At 67.1% G+C, this 21,304-nt stretch carries 16 protein-coding genes and 1 pseudogene; 8 read left to right on the top strand and 9 right to left on the bottom strand.

All coding sequences use genetic code 11. From position 1 onward, the window contains the following. Positions 1-22 precede the first annotated feature (22 nt). From FHU30_RS29790 to FHU30_RS29760, 7 genes and pseudogenes are all read left to right on the top strand, one after another. Positions 23-1,132 carry an SDR family oxidoreductase gene (locus tag FHU30_RS29790; protein ID WP_253880274.1) on the top strand — a complete coding sequence of 370 codons (1,110 nt, stop codon included), beginning with the start codon at positions 23-25 and terminating at the stop codon, positions 1,130-1,132. Next, positions 1,129-4,292, top strand: a pseudogene (locus FHU30_RS29785) (amino acid adenylation domain-containing protein); the annotation flags it as partial. The gene FHU30_RS29790 and the pseudogene FHU30_RS29785, both read left to right, overlap by 4 nt. 78 nt (positions 4,293-4,370) lie before the next feature. After that, the gene (locus FHU30_RS29780) at positions 4,371-6,140 is read left to right on the top strand and encodes a non-ribosomal peptide synthetase (protein ID WP_372503983.1); all 1,770 of its coding nucleotides are present in this window, start codon (positions 4,371-4,373) and stop codon (positions 6,138-6,140) included. Then, positions 6,140-6,961, top strand: coding sequence for a methyltransferase domain-containing protein (locus FHU30_RS29775; protein WP_301323790.1), 822 nt, complete (start codon positions 6,140-6,142; stop codon positions 6,959-6,961). The genes FHU30_RS29780 and FHU30_RS29775 overlap by 1 nt, the downstream gene beginning before the upstream one ends. Continuing rightward, the gene (locus tag FHU30_RS29770; protein ID WP_253880271.1) at positions 6,958-8,196 is read left to right on the top strand and encodes an MFS transporter; all 1,239 of its coding nucleotides are present in this window, start codon (positions 6,958-6,960) and stop codon (positions 8,194-8,196) included. The genes FHU30_RS29775 and FHU30_RS29770 overlap by 4 nt, the downstream gene beginning before the upstream one ends. A 440-nt stretch (positions 8,197-8,636) precedes the next feature. After that, complete coding sequence (locus FHU30_RS29765) at positions 8,637-9,764, top strand: hypothetical protein (RefSeq protein WP_253880270.1); 1,128 nt, start codon at positions 8,637-8,639, stop codon at positions 9,762-9,764. Positions 9,765-10,213: 449 nt separating this feature from the next. Continuing rightward, entirely contained in the window at positions 10,214-11,197 is a 984-nt protein-coding gene (locus FHU30_RS29760; protein WP_253880269.1) for a site-specific integrase, read from the top strand. A gap of 379 nt (positions 11,198-11,576) precedes the next feature. On the opposite strand, the gene FHU30_RS29755 is transcribed toward FHU30_RS29760, so the two are convergent. The 6 genes from FHU30_RS29755 to FHU30_RS29730 form a co-directional block, all read right to left on the bottom strand. Continuing rightward, positions 11,577-11,924 carry a helix-turn-helix domain-containing protein gene (locus tag FHU30_RS29755; RefSeq protein WP_253880268.1) on the bottom strand — a complete coding sequence of 116 codons (348 nt, stop codon included), beginning with the start codon at positions 11,922-11,924 and terminating at the stop codon, positions 11,577-11,579. Positions 11,925-12,447: 523 nt separating this feature from the next. Then, complete coding sequence (locus FHU30_RS29750; RefSeq protein ID WP_253874200.1) at positions 12,448-13,221, bottom strand: transposase family protein; 774 nt, start codon at positions 13,219-13,221, stop codon at positions 12,448-12,450. A gap of 90 nt (positions 13,222-13,311) precedes the next feature. Further along, a complete protein-coding gene (locus FHU30_RS29745; RefSeq protein WP_253880267.1) occupies positions 13,312-14,247 on the bottom strand; it encodes a hypothetical protein in 936 nt (311 codons plus the stop codon). A 71-nt stretch (positions 14,248-14,318) separates the two neighbouring features. Continuing rightward, positions 14,319-15,442, bottom strand: a protein-coding gene (locus FHU30_RS29740) for an IS3 family transposase (protein WP_372503897.1) whose coding sequence is annotated in 2 segments (ribosomal slippage) — positions 14,319-15,223 and positions 15,223-15,442 — 1,125 coding nt in all. Because the reading frame shifts where the segments join, the coding sequence is not laid out codon by codon here. A 145-nt stretch (positions 15,443-15,587) separates the two neighbouring features. Further along, positions 15,588-15,869 carry a hypothetical protein gene (locus FHU30_RS29735; RefSeq protein ID WP_253880266.1) on the bottom strand — a complete coding sequence of 94 codons (282 nt, stop codon included), beginning with the start codon at positions 15,867-15,869 and terminating at the stop codon, positions 15,588-15,590. Between the two features lie 56 nt (positions 15,870-15,925). Beyond that, the gene (locus FHU30_RS29730) at positions 15,926-16,159 is read right to left on the bottom strand and encodes a hypothetical protein (protein ID WP_253880265.1); all 234 of its coding nucleotides are present in this window, start codon (positions 16,157-16,159) and stop codon (positions 15,926-15,928) included. Positions 16,160-16,447: 288 nt separating this feature from the next. Between FHU30_RS29730 and FHU30_RS29725 the strand changes: the two genes are divergently transcribed. Further along, the gene (locus FHU30_RS29725; RefSeq protein ID WP_253880264.1) at positions 16,448-16,651 is read left to right on the top strand and encodes an STAS-like domain-containing protein; all 204 of its coding nucleotides are present in this window, start codon (positions 16,448-16,450) and stop codon (positions 16,649-16,651) included. A 20-nt stretch (positions 16,652-16,671) separates the two neighbouring features. On the opposite strand, the gene FHU30_RS29720 is transcribed toward FHU30_RS29725, so the two are convergent. Genes FHU30_RS29720 through FHU30_RS29710 form a run of 3 tightly spaced genes read right to left on the bottom strand, consistent with a single transcriptional unit; the run spans position 16,672 to position 20,835 of the window. Continuing rightward, on the bottom strand, positions 16,672-18,735 hold the full coding sequence (locus tag FHU30_RS29720) for an ADP-ribosylglycohydrolase family protein (RefSeq protein ID WP_253880263.1): 2,064 nt from the start codon (positions 18,733-18,735) through the stop codon (positions 16,672-16,674). Positions 18,736-18,739: 4 nt separating this feature from the next. After that, on the bottom strand, positions 18,740-19,444 hold the full coding sequence (locus tag FHU30_RS29715; protein ID WP_253880262.1) for a DarT ssDNA thymidine ADP-ribosyltransferase family protein: 705 nt from the start codon (positions 19,442-19,444) through the stop codon (positions 18,740-18,742). Then, positions 19,441-20,835 carry a 3'-5' exonuclease gene (locus tag FHU30_RS29710; RefSeq protein WP_253880261.1) on the bottom strand — a complete coding sequence of 465 codons (1,395 nt, stop codon included), beginning with the start codon at positions 20,833-20,835 and terminating at the stop codon, positions 19,441-19,443. Before FHU30_RS29710 ends, FHU30_RS29715 begins: the two co-directional genes overlap by 4 nt. Positions 20,836-21,304: the final 469 nt, after the last annotated feature.

Here is a 21,304-nt window from a genome sequence, read left to right as displayed (position 1 = left end):
CACTCTCGAAGGAGATGAAGTCATGGGCGTGCATGTGGTGGACGGTGCCAACGGTTATGTCGGGGCGAACCTGATCAGCGCGATGATCAGCGCTGGGGACGTCGTGCACGCTCTCGCGAGGGTGCCGGGCGACGTGGTGGCCGAGAGGGTGAGAAGCGCGCCTACCGCGCCCACGGACCTCGGCATGGAGCGACTCCATCCGCTCTGCTACGCGCTCACCTCACAGAGCCTCGGGCTTTCGGAAGAGGCCGTGACCGGGCTCTTCGCGGTCCCGTGCGACTATTGGCATCTGGCGGCCGTCGTCAATTTCAACCCCGGGCGAAGAGATGAACTCGAGGCGGTGAACGTCGCCGGAACACGGCGGGCGCTCGAGGTCTTCGCCCGGCACGCCAAGCCAGGCTCCCGGTTCTTCCTCATCAGCACGGCCTACGTGTGCGGCACCGAACAGCGGACCTTTCACGAGGAGTGGAACGAGCGCACAGATCCTGAGCATTTCCGGAACTTCTACGAGCTCACCAAGAACCAGTCGGAGCTCGTCCTCCGCGACTACCTGCGCGACGGGCGGGTGGACGGCGCGGCCATCCGCCTGGGGCAGGTTGTCGGTCACTCGGTGACGGGCCATGCCGACACTGATTACGGTGTCTACGACTTCATGAGAACGGTGAGTCGGTTCGCCCGCCGATGGCCCGGCAGGGCCATCCGGGTCAAGGGCGATCCTGAGTCGGCGCTCCACTGGCTGCCGATCGACTCCTGTGTCGACGCCCTGCTGGGGATCGCTCGGTCCGCCGTGGGAGATTTCGATCCGCCGATCTTCCATGCTCTGGCAGCGAATGCCGTGCCCGTCAAGGATTTCTTGGCCACGATCAGCGACCGTCTTCCCGTTGACCTGAGCATCGTTTCCCCGGACGAGGTCGATGACCATTCGATGAGCCGTATAGAACGACTGGTCGACGCGCGCCTGAGCTACACAGGAAAGTACATCAACCGCACGTTTGCCTTCGATCAGAGCAACCTGGTCAGGGCGTTGGGGGAACCGCCCGCAGCGGTCGATCGGGCGATGGTGGACCGGCTGGTGTCTTGGTGTATCGCGACGCGGGAGGACACCGACCCGGACATGGAGATCCCGGCATGACCCCGACGGATGTGACCGAACTGCTGTCGTTGGGTGCGGGTCCTGTAGTCGAGTGCCCGGATCGGACGTTGTCGGAGTTGTTCGAGGAGCAGGTCGGGCGGACGCCCGGCGCCGTCGCGGTGGTGGCCGGCGATGAGTCGCTCACGTACGCGGAGTTGAACGCGCGAGCCAACAAGCTCGCCCGTCGGCTTGGCGCCGTCGCACCGGTCGGTCGCGACAGGGTGGTGGCTGTCTGCCTCCCGCGCTCGGAGCTCGCGGTTATCGGTGTCCTGGCCGTGCTGAAGGCCGGGAGCGCCTATCTGCCGCTGGATCCCGACTACCCGGCGGCCCGCCTCACCCACATGCTCGAGGAATCGCGAGCGGTGGCCCTCATCACCCACACCGATGCCGCGCCGGCCTTGGTTGTCGACGCCCCCGCCCCTCCGATGCTCCTCCTCGACCGGCAGCAGGGCTTGGTGGACGGTTCCCCCGCGGGCGACCTAGGCTCCGTCGCGACATCCGGCGACCTGGCCTACGTCATCTACACCTCGGGATCAACCGGACGCCCCAAGGGTGTCATGATCGAACACCGCAACATCGTCAACTATCTGGCCGCCGCGTCCGGAGTGACTCGCCCTGGGCCGGACGACCGAGTGGCTCAGATCGTCAGCCCGTCGTTCGACCCCGCGCTCCGGGAGATACTCGGACCTCTGCTCGTGGGCGCGCGGATCCTCATGCTGCCCGAACCAGCCGACAGGTCACCGCGAGCACTGGCAGAGCTCTTCGCCTCGGGTGAGGTGACCGTCGCAGCGGCAATCGTGCCGAGCCTGCTCAGGCAGCTGATCGAGCATGCCGAAGCCAAGGGGCTTCACTGGCCCCTCCGCGTCCTTGCGACTGCGGGAGAGACGCTCACCACCGATCTGACGGAGCGGCTCCGGCCGATCATGCCCACCGGGCTCGTCGTGAACCAGTACGGTCCAGCGGAGTCGACGATGGTCAGCTGCCGCCACATCGTCAGGGCGAACTCTGCCGACGCCGCCACCATACCGGTCGGTCGTCCGGTGGCTAATGCACGACTGGTGTTGATGTCGGAGGACGACCAGCTCGTGGCCAGGGGGGCGGTCGGGGAGATCTGGATCGGCGGCGCCGGAGTCGGGCGAGGGTACCTCGGGCAGCCGGGCCTCACCGCGGAGCGGTTCGTGACGGTTCCCTACCGTGGTTACACGGAGCGCTTCTACCGGACGGGGGACCTCGGCCGATGGTTGCCGGATGGCAGCCTGGAGTTCGTGGGGCGAGTCGATCATCAGATCAAGTTGCGTGGCCATCGGATCGAGCCAGGGGAAATCGAGGCATGTCTGCGCTCCCATCCCGATGTGGTCGATGCGCTGGTCACCGCCGACCAGGACGGCCACGGGGCGCAGCGCCTGATCGCCTATCTCCGTGGTGACTGGTCGCCCGTAGAGGAGTTGCGCCAGCACCTCGCGCGGTACGTACCCGCCTACATGGTGCCGACACACTTCGTCACCCTCGACGACTTCCCCCTCACCGCCAACGGGAAGATCGACCGGGCCAGGCTTCCCGAACCGGAGGAGACACGCCCAGAAATCCAGACCGGCTACCTCCCGCCCCGCGATCCCACCGAGGCCGCCATCGCCGAGATCTGGGAGGACATCCTCGGCCTGGACCGCATCGGAGTGCACGACAACTTCCTCCACCTCGGCGGACACTCACTGCTCGCCACCAGCATCCTCAACCGCATTCACCAGGAGATCGGCGCCTCCCTGGATCTGGGGGAATTCCTTTCAGGCGCGACCATCGCCGCCACCGCGCAACTCGTCGCCGAGGGCGACGTTCCGAGCAGTCCTCGGAAGGCTTCAAACGATCCGGCCGTCGGGGCTCACGGAAAGGGAATCCTCTCCTTCGCTCAGGAACGCCTGTGGTTCCTGAGCGCTATGGAGGCCGGAAACCCGTTCTACAACATGCTGACCGCCGTGAGTCTGACAGGCGGCCTCGACCACTCGAAGCTGCGGCAGGCGCTCTGCGACGTGATCGAGGCCAACGAGATTCTCCGCACGGTGTTCACCGAGGACGACGGTGCCCTCCGCAGCTCGGTGCGGCCCCTGCAGGACGTCGAAGTCTCTCTAGTGTCTGTCCCTGATGGTACGGATGCCGATACCTGGATCGAGCGGGTCCTCACCGCCGACCTGAGGACGCCCTTCTCTCTGGCCGATGGCCCGCTCCTCCGCTTCAAGCTGCTCGAACTGTCATCGGACCGGCATATCCTCGCGACGACCTATCACCACATCGTCATGGACTGGTGGTCGGAGGACCTCTTCAATGAGCAGATCGCCGAGGCATACGCCGCGAGGCTCCGGGGGGAGGAGTACAGCGGACCGCCAAACGCCGTCCAGTACGCGGACTTCGCGCGATGGGAACGATCCCGAGAGCAAGTTCTCTCCCTGGAGAATCTGCCCTACTGGCTCGACGAACTGGCGGACGCCGAGCCCGTTGTGGCGCTTCCCACTGACAGGGAACGCCCGGCAGCCCAGACCCACGCGGGCGACGTGGTCCGGCTGCCGGTTCCAACAGCGGTCATCCACCGGGCACGGGCTCTCGCCAGAGACCAGGAGGCCACCTTCTTCGTGGCCGCGCTCGCCGCCTTCTCCGTTCTGATCTCCAAGCACACCGGGCAGCAGGACCTGATCATCGGCACCCCTTCCGCCGGAAGACCACAGACCCGGTTCGAGAACACACTGGGGTTCTTCTCCAACACGCTGCCCATCCGCATCCGGAACCTGGGAGACCAGACGTTCGAGGAACTGATCGGTCAGGTCAGGTCCCAAGTCATCGGCGGTTACAGCCACGAGCACTTCCTCTGCAGTGGCTGGTCGAGAAGCTGAACGTCGAACGCGACCTCTCCCGCAACCCGCTGATCCAGGTGCTGTTCCAGATCACCGAAAGGTCTTCAGCGAAGGCGTATCCGCCTCGGTGGCCCGGCCTCGAAGCCCTCCCGGTCCCCTCCCCTGCGACCTCGGTCCGGTTTGACATCGAACTTCACCTCGACTGCCGTGGTGAATCCACCGAGGTCGAGCTGACCTACAGCACTGATCTTTTCGACCGGGAGACCGCAATCCGTCTGGCCCGTCACTACGTGACGATCCTCAAGAGCCTGCCCTCGACGCCCCGGGCCCCGGTCGCGACGCTCAGTCTCCTCTCAGCCGATGACCAGGCAGAACTGCTGTCGTTGGGTGCGGGTCCTGTGGTCGAGTGCCCGGATCGGACGTTGTCGGAGTTGTTCGAGGAGCAGGTCGGGCGGACGCCCGGCGCCGTCGCGGTGGTGGCCGGCGATGAGTCGCTCACATACGCGGAGTTGAACGCGCGAGCCAACAAGCTCGCCCGTCGGCTTGGCGCCGTCGCGCCGGTGGGCCCAGGTGCAGTGGTGGCGGTCTGCCTACCCCGAACGACGGCGGCGGTCATCAGTGTCCTAGCCGTACTGAAGTCCGGGAGCGGCTATCTGCCACTGGATCCCGACTACCCGGCGGCCCGCCTCACCCACATGCTCGAGGAGTCGCGAGCAGTGGCCCTCATCACCCACACCGATTCCGCGCCGCCCCTCACAGCCGGCCTTCCATCCCCTCCGACGCTTCTCCTCGACCAGCAGCAGGATCTGACCGACGGCCTGGCCGAACACAATCTGGCCTCTGGCGCAACGTCCCGCGACCTGGCCTACGTCATCTACACATCGGGATCAACCGGACGCCCCAAAGGTGTCATGATCGAACACCGCAACATCGTCAACCTCGTCCACTGGCACGCGAACTCCTCCGACCACATCGGCCGCGTGCTCCAATACGCTCCGTTCACCTTTGACGTTTCCGTACAGGAGATCTTCCTGACGCTGCTCAACGGCGGCATGCTTCACCTCGTCGACAATGCGGCGCGCACGAACCCCTCGCGCCTTGCCGATATCGTGTCCGATGCCAAGCCGACCACCCTCTTCCTGCCCCCTGCCGCGTTCTCCTCTTATCTGGCGGGGGATGACTTCGCCTCCGCGCTCCGGGAGATCCGACCTGAGGTCGTCTGCGCAGGAGAGCAGCTGCAGATGCCCTCCGAGTCGGCGCTGATCACCTGGCAGGTCCACAACCAGTACGGCCCGACCGAGACCCACGTCGCTACCCACTACACCCTCCCGCGAGGGCTCGTCGGTGCGGCACCGATCGGTCGCCCGGTGGCTAATGCGCGGGTCGTGTTGATGTCGGAGAATGACCAGTTGGTGCCCAGGGGGTCGGTCGGGGAGATCTGGATCGGCGGCGCCGGAGTCGGGCGAGGGTACCTCGGGCAGCCGGACCTCACCGCTGAGCGGTTCGTGGCCGATCCGTTTGGGGGGCCAGGGGATCGTCTCTACCGGACGGGGGACCTCGGCCGGTGGTTGCCAGATGGGAACCTGGAGTTCGTGGGGCGGGTCGATCATCAGATCAAGTTGCGTGGCCATCGGATCGAGCCAGGGGAAATCGAGGCGTGTCTGCGCTCCCATCCCGATGTGGTCGATGCGCTGGTCACCGCCGACCAGGACGGCCACGGCGCGCAGCGCCTGATCGCCTATCTTCGCGGTGGGCACACATCGGTGGAGGAAGTGCGCCAGTACCTCGCGCGGTACGTACCCGCCTACATGGTGCCGACGCATTTCGTCACCCTCGACGACTTCCCTCTCACCGCCAACGGGAAGGTTGACCGGGGCCGGCTTCCCGAGCCGGAGGAAACGCGCCCAGAACTCCAGACCGGTTACATCCCGCCGCGCGATCCCACCGAGGCCATCATCGCCGGCATCTGGGAGGACATCCTCGGCCTGGACCGCATCGGAGTGCACGACAACTTCCTCCACCTCGGCGGACACTCGCTCAAGGCTGTGGCGATCATTTCTCGTATCCGCAAGAAGATCGATACCGACGTCACCGTCAAGGAGCTCTTCCGAGCGCAGACCGTAGCGCGCCTGACCGAAGAGATCCGGCGCCGTGAGGGGATCACCTGATGACAGGGACCGGGGATGGATTCGAGGCACTTCAGTTCACTCACGTCGACGAGGCAGCCGACCCGTCGCTTCACCTGGACTACCTCAAGACGATCTCAACGGTCCCAGGAATGCGGCCCTACAAGCTGCTCTCCTTCGATCTGCTGAACGCGCGCGATGGCGACACGGTCCTCGACGTCGGCTGCGGCATCGGCGAAGACCTGCCGAAACTCGGCGAACTCGTGGGGCCGCGGGGCGGTGTCGTCGGGATCGACAGCAGCAAGACCATGATCGAAGAAGCGAAGGCGAGGATGAGCGGCCTGCCCGTCCGATGCCTGCAGATGGACGCGCTCCACCTCGACTTCCCCGACAGGCACTTCGACGCGGTCCGCTCCGACCGGGTCCTTCCCTATCTCACCGAGCCTGCACGCGCGCTGAGAGAAATGGTGCGGGTCGTGCGGCCCGGCGGCACGGTGGTGGTCGCCAGCACCGACTGGGGATCCCTCGTCGTTCCCGGAAACAACCGGACGGTCACCCGCAGCATTCTCGACCTCAGATGCGACCGCGTGGTCCATGGCTGGCTCGCGCGAAGGTTCCCCGCGATGCTGAAACGCTCGGGCATGGAGGACATCCAGGTCCGTGCATCCGCGATCCTGGTTCCCGACCTGGAAACCGCCGACCTGCTCTTCGGGCTGACCTCCGCCACACGGGACGCAGCGGAAGCGGGGGCCATCAGCAGCGCGGACGCCGACCGGTGGCTGAGCGACCTCGAGCGCGAGACGGCACAGGGCACCTTCCTCTCGACGATCACCGGCATCGTGGCCGCCGGCCGCAGACCGTGACCGGACCTGTCCGCGACCTGCTGCGGGACCGGTCCTTCCAGCTGATGTTCTGGGCCCGGGCTATCTCGTTCTTCGGAAATGCCATCCTTCCCATCGCCCTGGCGTTCGCCGTGCTCGGGCAGGCGACACCCAGCGCCGCGACCCGGCTGGGGCTGATCCTGGCGGTCCGGTCGGTGGCTCAAGTGGTGTTCCTGCTGATCGGTGGGGCGGTCGCCGACCGGTTCCCCCGACGGCAGGTCATGGTCGGGGCAGAGGCGATGGCGGGCATCGCCCAGGCGGCGACAGCTGGCCTGTTCTTCCTTGGCAGTGCGACACTGCCCGCGCTGCTGGTGCTGGCAGCGGTCAACGGCGCCGCCTGGGCCCTGTTCTGGCCCGCCTCCACCGGACTCGTTCCCCACCTGGTCCCGATGGAGGCCCTGACCGCCGCCAACAGCCTGTTGCGGCTGTCGATGAACCTGACCGCGGTCGTCGGATCGGCGACCGCCGGCGCACTGGTAGCCCTGGCCGGTCCGCACTGGGCCCTCGCGGTCGGCTCCGTGACCTTCCTGCTTTCGGCCGGGTTACTCGGAGCGATGCGCACCAGGCCAGACAACCCCGCGGCGCACGAACACGCACTCAGGGCGCTGCGCACCGGCTGGCGTGAGTTCCGGTCGCGGCGCTGGGTCTGGGCGACGGTCGCCCAGTTCTCCCTCGTCAACGCCTGCTTCCAGGGTCCCCTGATGGTCCTGGGGCCAGTCGTCGCGGACCGGCGTTTCGGCGGCGCCCCCTTCTGGGCGACGATGCTGGCGCTGCACGCCGCGGGGCTCGCGGTCGGCAGCCTCGCCGCTCTCAGGACGCGCTCTGCCCGCCCCATGCTGACGGCCACCGCCGCGACCTTCGGCTTCGCCCCGATGTACATCGCGCTCGGCTGGAACACCCCGCGTGAACTGATAGGCGCGGCTATGCTCCTCGGCGGATTCAGCGCCTCCCTTTTCAACATCCTGTGGAACACCAGCCTCCAAACTCGGATCCCCCCGCATGTCCTTTCCAGGGTGAGCTCCTACGACGCTCTGGGATCGTTCGCCCTCGGCCCCGCCGGCGCCGCCCTGGCCGCGCCCCTGGCACTCCGCTTCGGGACAACAGCCGTCTTCCTCGGCTGCGGAATCCTGCTCACTCTTGCCTCCGCCGCCGTCCTGACATCTGGGGACACCCAGAAATTGACCCGCCCCGACCTTCACCATCGGCAGCGTTCTTAGCGCATAGCGCTTCAGTTGCAGATCGCCTGCTCGGCCGTAGTTTCAGGATGGTGGGGGCGGGGTTGTGCCAGCGGGCATAGGCCCGGGCGACCGTGTGGTGGCAGCGCCGCCAGTGTGACCGGGCCAGTGCTCGTTGGAGCCGTTCGGGCTCGGGATCGCCCCGCATCTGCCACTGCCAGCAGCGGCTGTCGTTGGCGACCAGGGTCGCCGACACTACCGGGCACCGTCTCATGCGCTGACGGCATGTGAACACAGGGTTCAGACCGGTGCACGCTCGTCACCGTGAGCTGGGCGGGCCGGGAGCGTCCCCCGCCTGGGGTGTCAGTGCTGATGTGCCCCGGCGGCCCGATGGTTTAGGCCGCTACCCCGCGTGTTATTACGTAGCAGAACGATCACTGTGGGTTAGAGTTCCGGGCGCGGGGGAGGAGAGCCAGTCCGGTGTGGTGGAGCACCTCATCGGCGCCAGGGATTATGTGGGCGCGACGCTTGAGTCGCTGCGGGCCGAGGCGGTTCGTTTGCGGTCCCGGTTGGATGTAGTGCTGGAGGAGATCGGTGACTTCCAGCGCACCGATGCCTCCCTGGATCGTCTGATCGTCCGTGCTGCAGGCCAGAGTGACCGGGACACCCGGCAAGGCACCGGCTGGGGCATCGACGAGACCATCACCCAGGATGCCAGGCAGCACGCCGACTCTGCTGCCGACGCGCCAGGAAGCACCTTTGATGCCCCTCTGGCCTCCGGTGATGGTGCCGGTGAGAATGTCGCGGCCGGGCAGAATGCGGAACCGGATGCCGACTCGGGGGGCACGGACCAGGGCGAGGCCGAGTCCGACCGGCCGCCTGCGCCCGGTGGCGGAACAGGTGCGCCGGGATCGCCGCGGTGGTCGCGGTGCGATGAGATCGAGCACCTGGTGCGGCAGCGTCCGGACCGCACCTCGTGGCGACCGCGGCTGGTCGCCGAGTTGTTGGGCGTGGACAACGTCAACAGCGTCCGGTCGTTGATGAAGTACATGCACCGCCGTGGTCGGCTGGCCAAGAACTCCGACGCCTCCTATCGGCTCGCCGAGCCCGCCTGCTCCACGTCCCCTCACGGGTCCGCTCCCGAGCCCGATCCTCCGGCGGCATCCGAGGCGGCGCCCGAGTCCGGTGTGGACCGGGGCCTGCTGGTCTTGCTGACCGAGGACGCCGACGCCAGCGACCACCGGTCGGCTCGCCAGGCACCAGGCCGCCCGGCCGGCAACGTGGCGTTCGCGTCGTTCGGCGCCGCCGACCGCCCAGTGCCGCGGCCTCGCGGGGGCCGGTCCGGTGCGCCACTCCGGCAGGTCGGTGAACGGGAGGTCCTTGACTTCTTGAGGATCGGAGCGGACCGAAGGTGGCGCCCGCAGGAGATCGCGGCCGAGTACGGGCTGACCGACTGGGAGCCGATCCGGCTGTTGCTGCGTGATCTGGCGGCTGCAGGCCGGGTGCGCAAACACGGTTCGGGCCGCTACCAGCACCGCCCGAACGCCACGACGACGGCCGCGGCTCGGGCGCGGAGTCAGGACGACCCCACCGCGGGGAGGGCAGGCTAGCCCGACTCCCAATTCATCCAGCGAGCGGCCGCCGCCCAGTACCAGCTCGACGACGGCCCCCGCCACAGACGACTCGCGCACGGCCTCGCCCGAAGGGCGATTCAGCAACCGGCAGCAAGCCGCGTCGCCACCGTACCGCCGCAGGAGGGCGGTACCGGCGGCGCGCGCGCTGTCCCGACCGCGTGTTGACCCACCCTTGGGCGCACGCAAGGAGAACACCGTGCCCGTTGACCAGCCCGATAAGCCGATCATCCCGTCGGTTTCCCACCGGCGCTCCCAGCCGCCCTCACCATCATCGCATTCCCGGATCGCGCTGCGCTCCTCCAGAGGCCGGCCGGGCCGGTGTCCTTGGGCGCACGCGTGCCTGCCTGGGTGGGCATCGGGGCCGCTGGTGCCGCCGAAATCGGCCGCGAGCAGGTGTCGGGGCGGCGCTGCGGGGGGAGGCGGCCGTGGTTGAGCGGAGCCGGCTCGCGCCGGCCGGGGTGCTGCGGTGGAACGATCTGGTTGCGGCGAAGATCGGTTCATGGCGTCCGGGACGCTGTCCTGAGCAGGTATGGGAACTGCTCGCTCCGACGGTGCGGCAGATCGCCACCGTGGCCGGTCCGCGCTCTCCCGAACATGCCAAGCAGGTGCTGGCCACCGCCTACCGTCTGGCTCGGTTCGCCTACGAGCAGGGCTTCCCGGTGACGGTGTCGTCGGTGCTGGCACCCGAGGCCATCGCAGCCTTCGTCCAGGTCGGGTGCGGGAAGGTCGCAGAGTCCACCCGCGCCGCCCGCCAGCGGGAGGCCTGGCAGCTGCGCCAGGCGGTGGTGGGCCTCCAGGACGCCTCCGGGGGAACGGCGCCGCCGGTGAGGTTCAACGCCTACGACCCGAACGCCCCCTACAGCCGGACCGAGATGACGCTGCTGTGGTCCTGGGCGGGCGGCCAGCCGACCGAGGCGCTGCGCCGCGGCTGCCGGCAGCTGATCGTGCTGGGCGCCGGGTGCGGGCTGACCTCCGCCGAGGTGATCCAGGTGCGTGGGCACGACGTGCGCCTGGGCGGCCAGGTCGGCGATCCGGTCTCGGTGCGGGCCCGCGCGACGCGGGACCGGGGGGTGCTGTGCCGCCGCGACTGGGAGCGGGCGCTGCGGCAGGAGGCCGAGCCACTGGCCGGGCAGGTGGTGTACCTGTTCCAGCCGCGCTGCCATGTCCGCACCGCCGGCGTCGTCTCCGGCTTCCTTGCCCGCGCCCATCCGGCGCCCGGCCCCCCGAAGCTGTCGATGCCGCGGCTGCGTTCAACCTGGCTGGTGGGGTTGCTGAACGACAACGTCCCGCTCACCACGATCGTGGCGGTCGGCGCCGACGACGTCTGGGCCACGCTGCAACGAGTGATCCGCTACGCCCGCGCGCTGGAACCCGACCAGGCCGCGCGAGCCCTGCGGGGCGCACCGTGATCTCCAACGCGCTGATGCCGGCCCGGTCGGCGCCTCCGCACCGCGGCCGGGGGCAATGGCCGCACGACCGCGGGCGCGTCGCCCACGACGCCGCGGAGGTCCGCGCAGGCCCGTGAAACAGATCGGCCGCCGTCGAGCTGGTACCCCGACGGCGGCCGCGGAAGACCGTGCACACCCTTTTTCGCATCAGACACGCCAGGCCGTCCGCCTGCGACGATACCGCCGCCGCCGTCCGCGGCGGCGGTAGGGCACGCGTTCGCGCCGGGGTTGTCTGCCGACCGCTCCCGCCATCAGGCGGGAAGGAACGGTGCAACCACCCATGAACAGCAACAGACCTGGCGCCCGCAGCGGAGGCACCTCCGGGACATCTGCCCCCGTGTCAGGGGCCGCCGTCGATCTCCGGCGCCGCGGCAGCAGGGCGGCCCGGTTCGCCGTTTTCGGGCCACAGCGGGCCCAGGGCACGTTCGAGGTTGGCGATGGTCAGCAGGTCGGCCCACACGGCCCCGGCCAGCACGTTGGCGATGGTCTGCCGGTTCACCCCGCTGACCGCTCCGAGCCGTTTGGCGCTCCAGCCCTGCGCCGCCATCGCCCTGGCCAGCCGCACCGCCAGCTGCTGGGCGACGTGCGCGCCGTGGTGGTCGGCCAGTCCCGCCTGCGGCCAGTCCCCGTCGATCACATAGTCGCGGGGCCGTCTGGCCCGCGAGTCGTCCCCGGCCACACCGGTCATTGTGAACCACCCGCCGCCCCGGAAACCCCACACCAGGAGGGCAAATGGATTAGCACCCTTGGTGAGCGGGCAGCAGTTGATCTTGGGAGGCGGTCCCGCCTCCCAAGATCGACCCGGGGGTCCGCCATGTCCGAGCACGTATCCAAGCCAGAGTCCGCGCGCCCGTCCGCGCGCCGCTCACCGCGCGCGGTGTCGATCAGGCTTGTTGATCGCCGAGTGATTCGGGGACGATGGTTGGGCGGCCGAGCCTAATTCAGAGGTTGAAACGGAGCTGACAGCACCCGTTGGCTGTTCCGAGGAGCGGGAGTCTACCGGCCGGTGGCGGTGCTGAGCCAGGTCGGATCACCCTCGATGCTGCGCCGAAAGCTAGACATCATTTTCAGCTTTACCCAGACGAAGCGCCTGGGACGGGTCCGTCCCAGCAGGATGAAAGAGGGTCGCGCATCGGCCGTTGTCGTCGCGGAGCGAAGGCTGTCATGACGACAGCACCCCAGTCGCCATAGCAGCCACTGAGCCTTTTCCATCACGGGGCGAGGGCGGCCTCGCGGTTTTGTAGGACGCTGATGGCCTTGGCGAGGTGGCCGGCGCGGTAGGGGCAGCAGCGGAGCTTGGTGAGGATCTTCCATGACTTGAGCTGGGCGTTTCCGCGTTCACCTGGTCCGCGGAGCTTGGCGTGGGCCCGGTTGGCTTGTTTCTGGGAGGCGGGCTTGTTCCTGCCCTTGTAAGGAACGATGATCGCGGGACCGGCGCCGACGTAGCCCTTGTCGGCCAGGACCGGCAGCCCGCACGCTGCCAGGGCGCGGATGATTCCCCAGTTCCGGGCCGCTTTCAGGTCGTGGATCGAGCCGGGTACCGCACCCGACACCCACACGATCTGCCCGTACGGGCCGGCAATTACCTGCAGGTTCACGCCGTGCTTGTGATGCTTGCCCGAGTAGAAGAGCCGGTCGGCGCGGAGGCGGTCGGTCGCGATGAGAGTGCCGTCCAGGATCAGATGTCCCAGCCCGTCTTTCTTCGCCCTGGCGAGTGTGGTGCCGAGCTTGGGTGAGCGGGCCGACAGCCAAGCCACGACCTCGTTCACATACCTCCACGCGGTCGTCGTCCCGACCCCGAAACCTGCCGCGAGCTGCGCGAACGTATCGCCCTTCTTCAAGTATGCGAGCGTCATCAGCGCCTGCTGCCCCGCGTTCAAAGCCCGGCCCTTGCTCTTCAGCTTCGTCCGCTCCCGCCGGACGAGACCGGTCAGGTAGTTCAGAGTCGAACGCGACAACGGCAGCGAAGCACGATAGAAAAGCACGTGAAACCTCTGGTTGTGGGGGGCGGAGGTCAGAGACCCCTCTCCTACCAGGGGTTTCTTCACGTCCACGGCCAGCCACGCCGCCCGCGATCATGCTGTGATCAGCAGCCTTGAAGAGGCTGCTGGAAAAGGTTCACTGAACGGGTTGATCTCTACGAAATCCCACATCATGGGCTGCACTGGGTGCCCGAACGTCGGCTCCGGCCTTGAGTAGCGATCGAAAACCCGCCATCGCATCTGGGTCGAACACCGTTGTGCAAGCTTTCTGTGACATAGGCTCAGGGCCGCCGTGACTCCTGCGGCATGTGCTTCCGAGCGACCGTCCTCCTGCACCCAGGTCGGTATCTGCGCTACCGCATCCGCGAACGCGTTCAGGGTGTGCACCTGACGTGCTGTGTAGAGTTCGAGGGGGCTGGCCATTCCATACATCCGGCTGCCCCGGTCAAGGGTGAGCGGTGCCTCATAGTTCATTCCTTCCGGCATGGAGATTGCTCCTCGCCGCCCAGCATCGGGTACGTACCGGCGGTCCTTGCCGCCGCCGATCACCTCAGCTAGGAGTTGCAGCCCAAGGCGACCGGCCCTCCCCTCGGTCCGTACGTAGTCGGTGGCGAATACAGTCCCGCAACCCGGACAGGCGAAGCGCGGTCGGCCACCTTCAAGTTTGGTCGCGGGCGGCGGAAACTTGTTCCCCTCCCCGACCTCAAATTCAACCCGCCCGCCAGTGACAACTGGCCTGAGCCACCGCAGATCCTGGGGCCTCTTGCTCAGCCACGGCGAGGTGTAGAGGGGGATACGAATACCGCACCCTTGGCAGGGGCAGGCCACTGTCCTCGCCCACAGGGACGCGGACACATTCGTGTCATCAACCTTGGGGTAGAGATGGCTGACCTTGGCCCATGCTGCGGAGCGCACCCGCTCGGCGTACCACTCGGTCACATCCTTCAGGCCCTCGGTTGTCGTGAGCTGGGCGATGTAGCGCTGGCTTTCGCGCAGTGCAGTCACGGTTTCGGTGAGCTGGTCGGACACATGCAAGACCCGGTATCCGTGGGGGTGGGTGAGGGGCCTCGCGTTTTCCGGACACCTGCTTGATGGGTGATCTACGCGGCTTGCTGCCGGTCCAGGTACTCGTTGTGGACCTCCCATGGGGTCCGGTACCCGTTCGCGGAATGTAGCCTGCGTCGATTATAGAAGCCCTCGATGTAGCGCATGCACGCCCGGCGGGCCTTCGCGCGCGTGGCAAATACCATACGGTTCAGCCACTCGTTCTTCAACGCCCCGAAAAACGACTCGGCCAAGGCATTATCCCAACATACGCCCGTCCGGCCCACCGACCGGCGCATTCCATGCCCGGCCAGGTGCCGACCGAACTCGGCACTCATGTAATTCGACCCGCGATCGGAGTGGAAGACACATCCGGGCTCGATGTCGATGTTCCTTGCGGCCGCATCCAGGGCGTCGGTGAGCAGCGAGGTTTTGAAATGGTCGCCCATCGCCCACCCGACCACCATCTTGGAGTGGCAGTCGATCACCGTCGCGAGATACGCGAAGCCCTCCCAGGTGGGAATGTAGGTGACGTCCCCGACCAGCTTGGTGCCCGGCGCGGCGGCGGTGAAGTCGCGGCGGACCAGGTCGGGGACCGCGCCCGGGCCGTCGGCCCGGGTCGTGACCGGCCGCCACGGCCGCGGCTGCACCGACTCCAGACCCAGCTCGCGCATCAGCTGCCGGACCAGTTCCGGCGACACCCGAACACCCGACCGAGCCAGAACCGCATGCACCCGCCGATAGCCATAGGTCTGGTGGTTGGCCGCAAAGACCGCCTCGATCATCAACTTGAGCCGCTCGCGGCGTTCGCGGGTCGCCAAGGCCGGCCGCCGCCGCCACTCGTAGAACCCCGAGCGCGAAACATGCAGCCAGGCGCACATATCGATAATGCTGTGGTTGGCCTTCTCCGCGTCGATGAACTCGTACTTGGCGGTCACGGGTGTTCCCTGGCGAAGAAGGCCGCGGCTTTTTTCAGGAAGGCGTTCTCCTCGCGCAACCTCCGGTTCTCGCGTTCGAGTTGGAGTTCCCGCTCGGTCCTGCCCTCGCCCGGACCCGATGCGGCCTGCGTGTCGGCGCCGTGCGTCAGCCGATACGCCTTCACCCAGGATCCCAGGGTGGTCTCGTGCACATCCAGGTCTCGTGCCACATGGGTGATGGGCCGCGGACCGTCCAGCACCATCCGGACGGCCTCGTCCTTGAACTCCTGGGAGAAGTACCGCCGTTTACGCCTTGCCAATGACCTTCCTTCCGGTTCGTCCACAATCCTAGCTATGGACGTGTCCGGAAGATCCGGGGCACCTCAGGGCGACCTGCAGGGCGGCGAGCTAAAGTTCGACCAAGTGGTCGCGGGCCTGGTCGTTGAGCGGGGTCCCGGCCTCGACGCGCAGGGCGAACAGCCGGTCCAGCAGCCACCTGTCGCGGGGGACTCGTTTGCCGTTGAGGTAGCGCGACAGCGTGCCCTTGTCGATGGTCGGGTTGACCCTGCAGAACGCCCCCTGGCTCATACCGACCGAGTCGAACAGGGCCTTCAGCTCGGACGCGAAGGCCTTGACCTGCGCCCGGTCCTCGACCGGGACATGCCGGGAAGGGCGTTCGCTGTCGATCACGCGCCCATCATCTCGGCACCGGCCCGGCGCCACCCCGGCGTCGACAGAACTGGCCATTACCGGGCGATGATCTCGTTGAGGACCCGGACCGCTCCGCTGGTCGCCGACAGAGCAGCCAGCACCACCACGGGAACAGACCCGTCGGCCCACAGAGTGAGGGCCCCGGTGACCACTCCGGCGGCCAAAGCGAGCGCGAGGACGATAGCCGCCCGGACCCCCAGCAGCGGCTCAGGCCCGCTGCCACAGCCGGGTTCGCGGTCACGGTCAGAGCTGGGGGTCGGCCTGGCCATCGAGGACTCCCTTACAAGTCGGGGAAGCAGTGGTGTCGCCCTCCACCATCGAGGCCATCTCCGGGGTTGCGCTGGCGTGCAACGGTCCTGCGGCGAGTTCCGGGTGTTGCCACTTACTGCAACCGCACACCAACGTGGGTCCCAGGAGAAATCGTGGGAACGATCAGGCCGCGAGGTCGAGCAGCTGATCCGAGCCAACGGGTCCGGGGTTCCAGCGGACGAAGTCGGCTCGGAGGTCATTGTTAAGGACGCGGGTGCGGATCTGTAGGAGGAGGTGGGGTCCTGGCCATGCACGCGGCCGGCGCTGAGCTGTGCCAGAAACTGGAGCGAACACTTCACCCCACCGAGATCAGGCTGATCGTCCTGGATTTCGCCTCCGTGACGGCGATGACCAACAGCTTCCCAGACGAACTGGTTGGCAAACTCTGCACCTCCCTCTCTAGCCTGAATCTGTCAAGTCGCCTCCTGGGCTTCCGGATCGCCCACGGTTGAGTTGACAGGACGGGCTCCATTCAGGAGCGTTGCCGGGAGGGTGCGCCCGCGGGTTCCTGCGGGACGTCTGCAAGGACCCGCCAAGCCGCGGCCGCGAAGGTCTCCAGCCAGTCGATCGTGCTAAGAGTTTCTTCTGCGGTGAGCGGCGCACGGCTTTCGCCCCCGCCTGGGCGGCGGTCGGCGCCGTGGACGATCTGATTCCTGCGCTGGACGATCTCGTTCATACGTGACCGCAGGACGTCGGGCGATTGTTGGTCTCCGCCCAGTGCGCGTGCGGTCTCTGGCCAGAGGTCGAACACGCCGCCACGAATATTGGGTCGATCACGTGAGGGTTCTCGAGAGGCGGCCGCGGGAGTCGGACGCCGGGTTCGGACTCCTCCCAAGATCCAACTTTCCACGACCGCGACCGCCTGTACCCAGCAGGCCCGGTGGAGATCTTCCAGATCCAGCGGCTTCGGTCCGCCCTCCAGAGACGGAGCGATCTGTGTCGCAGTGCTCACCAGTTCCCGGAGCCGATCGAAGCTTTCGCGTAGTGGTAGCGGCGGGTCTGAGGGCGGGGTGAACAGTGCTAGAGGCTCTGGGGCCGGTCGTCGCACTCTTGATGTCGAGGAACTCGGTGTGCCCGGGACGCCGCTCGGCCGATCCTCAGCTTCTGCTGGGACCTTGGTGACAGAGTCGATGATCAGACTCTGCCCATCGTGAAGCACCATCTTGGTCCGGTCGACCCGGACGGCACGGTGGCTGCTCAGCCTCTCGTGCTCGTACTGTTCAACTAGTCGGCCGTCCAGGAATCTGCGAGGAGCGTTGTCAGAGTGGGGCGGCAAATGGTCGCGAAACACTCTGATGTCGTTGACACGCACTGGGGTTGGACTGCGGTCCAGGTCGCGCTGGACCGCTGCGTCGGCAGTGTTCTGCGATGGGGAGGGCTGATCGAATGCCGCTGTGCTCAGCCGGTCGGCCAGAGCCGCGAGGTAGGAAGCGTCCTGGACGTCCCTGCCCAGAGAACCTGTCCACTCTGGTCCATGCAGGGCGCCCAGCAGGGATGCGGTCATGGAGGCGAGGGTGTCGGTGTCGGCCTTTGGCAGGAACGCTGCGCGCAGTAGTCCGCTGAGCGGGCGGGTGGCCGTGCGGGCGGCCAGATAAGCGGATGCGACGGCGGTGACCGTGCCCGCACCGTTGCGGGTTTTGTCGAAACAACCGAGCTCAGCCAGGGTTTCGTCGTCGTTGGCGAGCGCGCCGCGGCCCAGCGACCTGTGGGCGATGACCAGCAGTTCGCGGGCTTCGCCGATGGTGGCTTGCCAAATGGCGGCGGGTGACTGGCCCGTGGACGCTGTGAAGGCTCGGAGCCAAACTTCAGGCAGCATCCCGTGTACCCGATCGAAGTCCTGCCACGATCGGTCTTCGATGAGGGCTTGGACGAGATCGCCGTAGCCGAGTGTTCCCTGACGGAGGAGTGTGTGACGCAACGCCAAGCCATGGATGAGCGCGCCCACCAGTGCCCGGGGGTGACCGTGGGTGGTGATGCCGTCCGTGGTGATCCTTGCCAGCAACGACCCGGGGTTCAGATCGGCGGAGACGATCACGTGGGGGGCAATCCGCATCGCCACGCCGTTGGCGCCTGCGTTGAAGTAAGCGCCGATGGCGCGGTCGGCGAGAGCCCGGCTCGTAGAGTCGGCAACCCGTCGCCAGGGCGGTGTGCCCGTAGCCCAGGTGTGGGCGGCGGAGATTACCGCCCTGCCTCCGCCACGTTGGTAGACGGGCCAGGCCGGCAACTCAGTCTCGGTGAGGCGGTTGAGCCACCGCGGGCCGCTCAAGCAGGCGCGGGCGACCGACATCAGCAACTGGGTGTCGTCGCTGTAGTCGCCGGCGTTGACGCGTTCGGTGTAGCGGGCGTACTGGCCACCGGAATTACGGTCCCAGGAACGAAAGCTGGGCTCTGGCTGGATGCTGCGGGACTTGTTCCCGCCGACGATGCTCGACCGGATCTCCTGAGGCCAGCCGAGAGCGTCGCCAACGGCAGCGCACAGCACGGCACCCCGTGCGCGTTGCGGAAAATTCGCAGGCGGCGGCGTCATGTCAGCCATCTTCTCAGTCTGCCGACGGGGACCAAGGCCGCTCCTCGATTGTTCCGCCGTTTCGGATCCGGGAAGGCAGTCTCACGCGGTCGAAGAAGATCGGAGCGACGATCCAGCAGAATCGGTCGGGCGCGTGGCCGCGTCGGCCGAGGGCAGCGTACTGCTCCCGCGCGGTGGCGGCATCAGCGACAACGATGCCGGTGACGGCCGATACCGGTACGGGGCCAAGGATCAGCGCTTCGGATTGCAGATCGGTTGCCGCCCCAGGAACGTGACGGGGACCGCGTTGCCATCCTCCAGGCTTTGAGACGGCGGCGTAGCAATCAAGCAAGGCTTGGCGGCCGACCCGCAGGTGCGCGCCTCGGTCCTTGGCGGCGTTGCAGGGTGAGAACAGGGTGCCGAGCTTGTCGACGAGTGCTGCGTCTAGGAGCAGGCACACCCAGTCCTGGTAGTTCAGAAAGGGCCCCTTTGCCTTGGCCATCGACAGATAGTAGGGGTTGGGGAACTGCATGCTGCAGCAAATGCGGTCGGGATGGGCATCGTAGCGTTCGGAGTCGGTTGGGGAGAACTGGTCGCTGGCATTGTCGGCGAGTTCCTTGCTGCTGCGGATCTGCCCGTCCCGGAGGATGTGGAACAGATTCTTGGCAGGGGTGAAGTGCGCCAACCGTGTCAGCCTGACGGCGGCGCGCGCGTGGGCGACCTCGCCATTGCCGGTCATACAGCCAGCCTGGTGTAGAGGGCGGGATCGGTCGGGAGCAGCGGAGTGAGGGGCCCACGGTGGGTAAGCAACAGGTCCGAGCGCGCCCGGGTGATCGCCACGTACAGCAGCCTGGCCTCCCGGGCCTCGGCGTCGCGTTCACCAAAGGCGGCGACCTTGTCGGGATTCGGCATGTGCGCAGCGTCCAGGAAAGGCAGGATCACCGTGTCGAACTCCAGCCCCTTGGCCGAGTGATAGGCACCGCACCAGATTCCCGGCGTGGGGTCCCATACACGCATCTCAGGATCCAGCTCGCGGACGGGCAGCCCCACGCACGCCTGGCGCGCGTCTGCCCAGGTGCGTGCAAGCACGGCGACGGTCCCGGTACGGGCGTAGTCACGGGCCTGGGCACCTATCAGTTGGATCTCCCGCTCAGGATCAGAGCAGGTCACCAATGTCGGCAGCGTTCCGGCCGCGGTGGGCTCGCGTGGCTCGACGAGGTCCTGGGGATCACCCGCCATGTGAGGCATGCGACTCATGGCTATCGCCAGCCGGGCAATCTGCGCGGTGTTGCGGTAGTTGTCACTGAAGCGCTCAACCCGGTGGATGTTCAGTCCGCAGGAGCGCCAGCTCACCCCCTGCCCGTAGATCAGCTGGTGGTAGTCGCCAAAGAAGGTGACCGAGCCATCGGCGGGAACGGTGGCGGCCAGGGAGCGGATCGCCTCCGGCGCCAGGTCCTGACCTTCATCGATCACAACATGGCGGTACCGGCGGGGCCGGGAGTCCTGCGGGAGGCTGGCGCGGACAGCTCCGGGCAGGTCCCACCAGTCGTAGGTCTTGCCATGGTCAGACCGCAGCTTGAGGTAGGCGGTGCGGATCTTCCAAATGGCCTCGCGCTGGCTGTCGTTCAGGCCAGCCCCCCGGCCGCGGCCAACGCGCTCGGCGGCCAGGTAGTCCGACAGGGCCTGCAAGCCCATACCACTGATCCACTCGATCTCGTCGAGGAAGAACTCGACGGGCCGTTCGAAGAACTGGCCCGGCTTGTAGGTGGCAGCGATCTCCTTGATGGCCTGTCCGGCCAGGTGGCGGCGCAGTTCGGGATTGGCGATCGCGCCATAGGGCATCTTGCCAACGCTGTTGAGGTACCCACGGGCAAAAAGCCCGTAGGTCTCGATGGTGATGTTGGCCGCGGCAGCGGGCTGGATATGGCGCAGGTAGGTGACCAGCGCATTGTTGTAGGTGACCAGGAGGACTCGGCCACTGTTACGAGTTTCGGGCGCTGCCAGATGCTCAGCGCGCAGCATCGCCATCGTGGTCTTGCCTGTGCCCGCAGTGCCCAGAACAACCTGATGTCCCGCTCCTGGCAGGTAAATCACATCCGATTGCCGCCCACGCGGTTCCGGCAGACTCACCGCGCTCTCTCACGGATCGTCATGCCGTTGCAGACCATGCGCCGGGTGCAAAGGTCCTGTTGAGGCCCTACGCCTGGGAACCTTTCGGCGCAAGTCGACTTCCCCGAGAGAGGACCGTCCGGCGCACCATCGGAGATCCAATGGGCTGGGAGCCGGAGGAGAAGAGGCGCCACGAATGACAGGGTGATCACCAACCTGCTCGTTGAGACCTGATCAGCGGAGGTCGTGCGCCATGTCCGCAGCGCACCGTCAAGCAACGCAACTCTATCGAATTCCGGCGATCCTCGACTGGGTGCAGATACTGCAGCCGATCGACCGAAATCGGCCATCCCGGGTTGTGAACCAGGAAGCTCGTTGGAACGCGGCGATGGCACCGACATCAGCCGCCCGGACCTCCCTGGACGGTGACTCAAAGCCGCCCGCGTCCTGCGCACTGGCGGACACCTCGGCATCAGCAACGTCATCGTCA

This window comes from Actinomadura rupiterrae (assembly GCF_024172125.1).
GTDB lineage: Bacteria > Actinomycetota > Actinomycetes > Streptosporangiales > Streptosporangiaceae > Spirillospora > Spirillospora rupiterrae.
This window is presented reverse-complemented; position numbering and strand designations above follow the sequence as displayed.